Raw genomic sequence first — 5,886 nt, 5'->3', positions numbered from 1 at the left:
GCTGCGCGCCGCGGACGCGGCGGGCGCGGAGGCGGTCGTCCTCACCGACGCGTCGGTGGACCCGTACAACCCCAAGGCCGTGCGCGCGTCCGTCGGCAGCCTGTTCCACCTGCCCGTGGTCACCGGCGCCCGGATCGAGGACACCGTCGCGGCGTTGCGCACGGCCGGTCTGCGCATCCTCGCCGCCGACGGGGCCGGCGACGCCGACCTCGACGACGAACTCGACGCCGGGCAACTGGCCGGGCCGACCGCGTGGATATTCGGCAACGAGGCGTGGGGACTGCCCCACGAGACCCGGGCCCTGGCCGACGCCGTCGTGCGGGTACCCATCCACGGCCGGGCCGAGAGTTTGAACCTGGCGACCGCCGCGGCCGTGTGTCTGTACGCGTCCGCCCGCGCGCAACGCGGTCACGGGGGTTGTCGCCCCGGCGCGCGAACCGGTGGATGACCTCGTTCGACCCGGCTTGACCCCCGGCTCTCGGGGAACGATCCGAGCGTTCGGCACGGCCGGACGCTCGTGCTGCGCCTTGGGATAGTGTGTCCGGCCCGGAACCTGCCTCGGGCCCGAAACGGGAAGGGGGCCGATGGACGCCGACATGCTGCCCGACGGCCTGGTGATCGCGGACGAGACCGGCACGGTGGTGTGCTTCAACACCGCGGCCGCCCGCATCACCGGGACGCGTCCCGAGGACGCGCTCGGCAAACACATCGCCGACGCGCTGCCGCTCGAGGATCTCGCGGGCCGGCGTTGGTGGGTGTGCACCGACCCGTACGGCGGGCTCGGCACCCGCACCAGGCAACCCGAACGCAACCTGCTGCTCGGCGGCCGCGAGATCCTGGTCACCGCGGCCTACGAACGCGTCGACGGCCCGCGCAGCGCGCTCGCGCGACTCGTGGTGTCCCTGCGCTCCACCGACGCCCGGCGCCGGATCGAGCGCGGCCACTCCGACCTGATCGCCACCGTCGCGCACGAACTGCGCTCGCCGCTGACCTCCGTCAAGGGCTTCACCGCGACACTGCTCGCCAAGTGGGAACGCTTCACCGACGAGCAGAAGCGGCTGATGTTGGAGACCGTGGACGCCGACGCCGACCGGGTCACCCGGCTGATCACCGAACTCTTGGACATCTCCCGCATCGACGCCGGCCGGCTGCAACTGAACCGGCAGATCGTCGACATGCACGACGCGGTGCTGCGGCACGTGCGCGCGCTGGAGTGCACCGGGCCCGCGCCCTTCGTGGTCGTGGTCGACGGGGAACTGCCGCGGATGTGGCTGGACTCCGACAAGCTCGACCAGATTCTCGGCAACCTGCTCGAAAACGCGGTGCGGCACGGCGCCGGAACCGTCACCATCGAGATGCGCGCGGTTTCCATCGGAGCCGCGCCCGGCGAGGACGGGACGGAGATCACGGTGAGCGACGAGGGCCCGGGCATCCCCGAGGAACTCCTCGATCGCGTCTTCACGCGCTTTTGGCGCGGGAACCGCCGCGGTGGCACCGGACTCGGCCTGTACATCGTCAAGGGCCTGGTCCAGGCGCACGCCGGCAGCATCGGTGTCGAGCGCGCGGCCGGCGGCGGCGCCAGGTTCCGATTTACCCTGCCGGCCGCGATGCCGGACGTCCTGCGATAGGACGATCCCGCCAAGCCGTCGCGGTCCGGCCGAATCACGTACGCCCACGAGGCGTCGGTAAACTCGGGAGCGCGGGCGTCACTGGACGTCACGGCCGCCTCCACCACCGGCGGATCCCCACAGGAGCACTGGACACAGATGTCGGCACCGAACAAGTCCTACGACCCGGTCGAGGTAGAGGCGTTGAAGCCCGAGGAAGTCGAGCGCGCGCGCGACGCGGCCCTCGCGGCGGTCGCCGCCGCGAGCGACCTCGCCCAGCTCCAGGAGGCGAAGGTCGCGCACACCGGCGACCGCTCGCCCCTGGCACTGGCCAACCGTGAGATCGGAGCGCTGCCGCCGCAGGCCAAGGCCGAGGCCGGCAAGCGCGTCGGCGCCGCGCGCGGCGCCGTGAAGAAGGCCCTCGAACAGCGACAGGTCGAACTAGAGGCCGAGCGCGACGCGCGCGTGCTCGTCGAGGAGGCCGTCGACGTCACGCTGCCCTGGGACCGCGCCCCGCGCGGCGCCAGGCACCCGTTGACGACGCTGTCCGAGCGGATCGAGGACCTTTTCGTGGCCATGGGCTACGAGGTCGCCGAGGGCCCGCAGGTCGAGACGGAGTGGTACAACTTCGACGCCCTGAACATCCTGCCGGACCACCCCGCGCGAACCATGCAGGACACCTTCTTCGTCCGCGCCCAGGACGGCACGGCGGACTCGGGCGTGGTGTTGCGCACGCACACCTCGCCGGTGCAGATCCGCACCATGCTGACCCGGACCCCGCCGATCTACGTCGTGTGTCCGGGCCGGGTGTACCGCACCGACGAGCTCGACGCGACGCACACGCCGGTGTTCGGGCAGATCGAGGGTCTGGCGATCGACAAGGGCCTGACCATGGCCCATCTCAAGGGCACGCTCGACCACTTCGTGCAGGCGATGTTCGGCGAGGGCATCGTGACCCGGCTTCGGCCGTCGTACTTCCCCTTCACCGAGCCGTCCGCCGAACTCGACCTCAAGTGCTTCGTGTGCCGGGGCGCGTCCGTGGGCGACCCCGAACACCCGTGTCGGACCTGTCGATCCGAGGGCTGGATCGAGTGGGGCGGCTGCGGCATGGTCAACCCGCGCGTGCTGGTCGCGTGCGGCATCGACCCCGAGGTGTACAGCGGTTTCGCGTTCGGCGTGGGCCTGGAGCGCGCGCTGATGTTCCGGCACAACGTCGAGGACATGCGGGACATGGTCGAGGGTGACGTTCGTTTCACCCTTCCGTTCGGGATGGAGATCTGATGCGGGTCCCGCTTTCCTGGCTGCGGGAGTACGTCGACCTGCCGGCCGGCGTTTCCGGCCGCGAGGTCGCCGACCGACTCGTGGCCCTGGGCCTCGAGGTCGAGACGGTCGAGCAGCTCGGCGCGGACCTCAAGGGTCCGCTCGTGGTCGGTCAGGTACTGGAGATCGAGGAACTGGAAGGCTTCAAGAAGCCGATCCGGTTCTGCAAGGTCGACGTCGCCGACGCCAACGGCACCGGCGAGCCGCAGGAAATCGTCTGCGGCGCGCGCAACTTCGAGGTCGGCGACAAGGTCGTCGTGATCCTTCCCGGCGGCGTGCTGCCCGGACCGTTCGAGATCGCCGAGCGCAAGACCTACGGGCGCGTGTCCCGGGGGATGATCTGCTCGGCCCGCGAACTGGGCATGGGCGACGATCACGACGGCATCATCGTGCTGCCGATCGAGGCGCAGATCGGTGCCGACGCGATCGAACTGCTCGGCCTGGTCGACGAGGTGCTCGACATCGCGGTCACCCCGGACCGGGGCTACTGCCTGTCGATGCGCGGCGTCGCCCGCGAGGCCGCGATCGGGTACGGGCAGGCGCTGCGCGATCCCGCGCTGATGGACGTGCCGGACGCGAACTCGTACGGCTACCCGGTGCGGGTCGAGGATTCGGCCGGGTGCGGCCGGTTCGTCGCGCGCGGCGTGGTCGGGATCGACCCCGACGCGCCGTCGCCGCTGTGGTTGCAGCGCCGCGTGCAGATGAGCGGCATGCGGCCGATCTCGCTCGTGGTCGACGTGACCAACTACGTCATGCTCGAACTGGGTCAGCCGCTGCACGCGTACGACCGCGCGCGCTTGCAGGGTCCGATCGTGGTGCGGCGGGCAGGCGAGGGCGAGACGCTGACCACGCTCGACGGCGCCGAGCGCAAGCTCGACCCCGAGGATCTGCTGATCTGCGACAACAGCGGTCCGATCGGGCTCGCCGGCGTCATGGGCGGGGCCGGCACCGAGATCGGCGACACGACGAGCGACATCGTGATCGAGGCCGCGAACTTCGACCCGGTCTCCATCGCGCGCACCGCGCGTCGGCACAAGCTCTCCTCGGAAGCCTCCAAGCGCTTCGAGCGCGGCGTGGACCCCGAGGCGGCCCGGGCCGCGGCGCAGCGCGCCGTCGACCTGCTGGCCGCGCTCGGCGGCGAGCGGGCGGCGGCCGACGCGGGGGTCACCGAGGTGAACGCGCCGCGCGAGGTCGTGCGGATCGTCATCGCGGCGGACCATCCGGCCAAGGTCGCGGGTGTCGCGTACACCCGGGAGACGGTCGCGCAGCGCCTTCAGGAGGTCGGCTGTTCGGTCGAGGGGATCGACGAGCTCACCGTCGCCCCGCCGACCTGGCGCCCCGACCTGACCGACCCGAACGACCTGGCCGAAGAGGTCATCCGGTTGGAGGGCTACGACCGGGTGCCGTCCGCGCTGCCGCAGGTGCCGGCCGGTCGCGGGCTCACCGCCGACCAGCGGCGCAGGCGCCGGCTCGGGCGGGCGCTCGCGGGCGCGGGCTACACCGAGGTGCTCAACTACCCGTTCGTGGGGCAGAGCGCGCTCGACGACCTCGGGCTGCCTGCCGACGACGCGCGGCGGCGCGGCGTCGTGCTGGTCAACCCGATCTCGGACGAGGAGCCCGCGCTGCGCACGACGCTGCTGCCGGGGCTGCTCGCGACGTTGCGGCGCAACATCGGGCGCGGCAACGCCGACTTGGCGCTGTTCGAGTCGGGTGTGGTCTTTCGGCCGAACGCCTCGACGCCGCCCGCACCGCGGCTCGCGGTGGACCGGCGGCCGAGCGAGGACGAGTTGGCGGCGCTGGAGGCCGCGCTGCCGCATCAGCCGCAGCGGGTCGCGGTCGTGCTGTCCGGGGAGCGTGAGCACTCCGGCTGGTGGGGCAAGGGCCGGCCGCAGACCTGGGCGGATGCGGTCGAGGCCGCGCGGGTGATCGCGGTCGCCGCGGGCGTCGAGTTGACGGTGCGTCAGGACCAGCACGAGCCGTGGCATCCCGGGCGCTGCGCCGCGCTCGTGGCCACGGGCGCGGACGGGGCCGAGCGGGTCGTGGGGCACGCGGGCGAGTTGCACCCGCGCGTGCTCAAGACGCTGCACCTGCCCGAGCGGGTCGCAGCGATGGAGTTGGACCTGGACCTGCTGACCGCCGACCTCGACGGTGAGCACGTCGCGCAGGCCGGGCACATCTCGTCGTATCCGGTCGCCACGCAGGACGTCGCGCTCGTGGTGGACGCCGCGGTGCCGGCGGCCGAGGTGGAGGCGGCGTTGGTCGAGGGTGCCGGCGAACTCCTGGAGTCGGTGCGGTTGTTCGACGTGTACACCGGGGCGCAGGTGGGCGAGGGCAGCAAGTCGCTGGCCTACGCGCTGCGGTTTCGGGCCGGGGACCGGACGCTGACGGTCGAGGAGGCGACGGCCGCGCGGGATGCGGCGGTGGCGCTCGCGGCGGAGCGTACCGGGGCGGTGTTGCGGGGGGCGTAGCGGTTACGCCGGCGCTTTCGGTGTTTCGCGGTTTCCGCGGTTCCGCCGTTTCCGCCGTTTTCTGTGGTCGAGTCGGGCCCCGCGCACCTCGGTGTGCGGGGCCCGACTCGTAGGGTGGCGGTATGAGTACTTATGTGATCACCGGTGCTGCGAGCGGGATCGGTGCGGAGATTGCCCGTTTGTTGCGCGAACGCGGGCACGAGTTGGTCGCGATCGTGCGGTCGAAGGCGCGGGCCGAGGAATTGGCCGGGCCGGGGGTGCGGACCGTCGTCGCGGATCTGGAGCGGCCGGAGACGATCGAGTCGGCGCTCGCGTCGATCGTGGACGAGTCGTTCGCGGGGCTCGTGCACAGCGCGGGGGTCGCCGATCTGGGCTCGGTGGGCGAGACGTCGGCGGCGGTGTGGTCGCGGACGTTGACGGTGAACGTGGTTTCGGTCGCGGAGGTGACGCGGGTGCTGTTGCCGGCGTTGCGGCGGGGGCGGGGCGACGTG

General features: G+C 72.1%; 5 protein-coding genes. All 5 read left to right on the top strand.

What is annotated here, in order from left to right:
* On the top strand, positions 1-448 hold a 448-nt coding region (locus tag GT354_RS48675), incomplete at its 5' end, for an RNA methyltransferase (protein WP_161364466.1).
* 136 nt (positions 449-584) lie between these two features.
* Positions 585-1,628, top strand: coding sequence for an ATP-binding protein (locus tag GT354_RS48670; RefSeq protein WP_161364464.1), 1,044 nt, complete (start codon positions 585-587; stop codon positions 1,626-1,628).
* A gap of 138 nt (positions 1,629-1,766) precedes the next feature.
* The gene (gene pheS / locus GT354_RS48665; protein WP_161364462.1) at positions 1,767-2,888 is read left to right on the top strand and encodes a phenylalanine--tRNA ligase subunit alpha; all 1,122 of its coding nucleotides are present in this window, start codon (positions 1,767-1,769) and stop codon (positions 2,886-2,888) included.
* Positions 2,888-5,395: a phenylalanine--tRNA ligase subunit beta gene (gene pheT / locus GT354_RS48660; protein ID WP_161364460.1), complete on the top strand. Its 2,508-nt coding sequence runs from the start codon at positions 2,888-2,890 to the stop codon at positions 5,393-5,395. The genes pheS and pheT overlap by 1 nt, the downstream gene beginning before the upstream one ends.
* Positions 5,396-5,517: 122 nt before the next feature.
* Positions 5,518-5,886 (top strand): SDR family NAD(P)-dependent oxidoreductase (locus tag GT354_RS48655; RefSeq protein WP_202513138.1); only part of this gene is annotated, 369 nt, incomplete at its 3' end.

This window comes from Streptomyces sp. SID3343, assembly GCF_009865215.1.
Lineage (GTDB): Bacteria > Actinomycetota > Actinomycetes > Streptomycetales > Streptomycetaceae > Embleya.
Note: the sequence above shows the minus strand (reverse complement) of the source record. Positions and strands in the feature narration are given on the sequence as shown.

Bases quoted from the DNA above. Each gene is read 5' to 3' on its own strand.
- GT354_RS48670 (WP_161364464.1), top strand. From the start codon at position 585: ATGGACGCCGACATGCTGCCCGACGGCCTGGTGATCGCGGACGAGACC.
- pheS (WP_161364462.1), top strand. From the start codon at position 1,767: ATGTCGGCACCGAACAAGTCCTACGACCCGGTCGAGGTAGAGGCGTTG.
- pheT (WP_161364460.1), top strand. From the start codon at position 2,888: ATGCGGGTCCCGCTTTCCTGGCTGCGGGAGTACGTCGACCTGCCGGCC.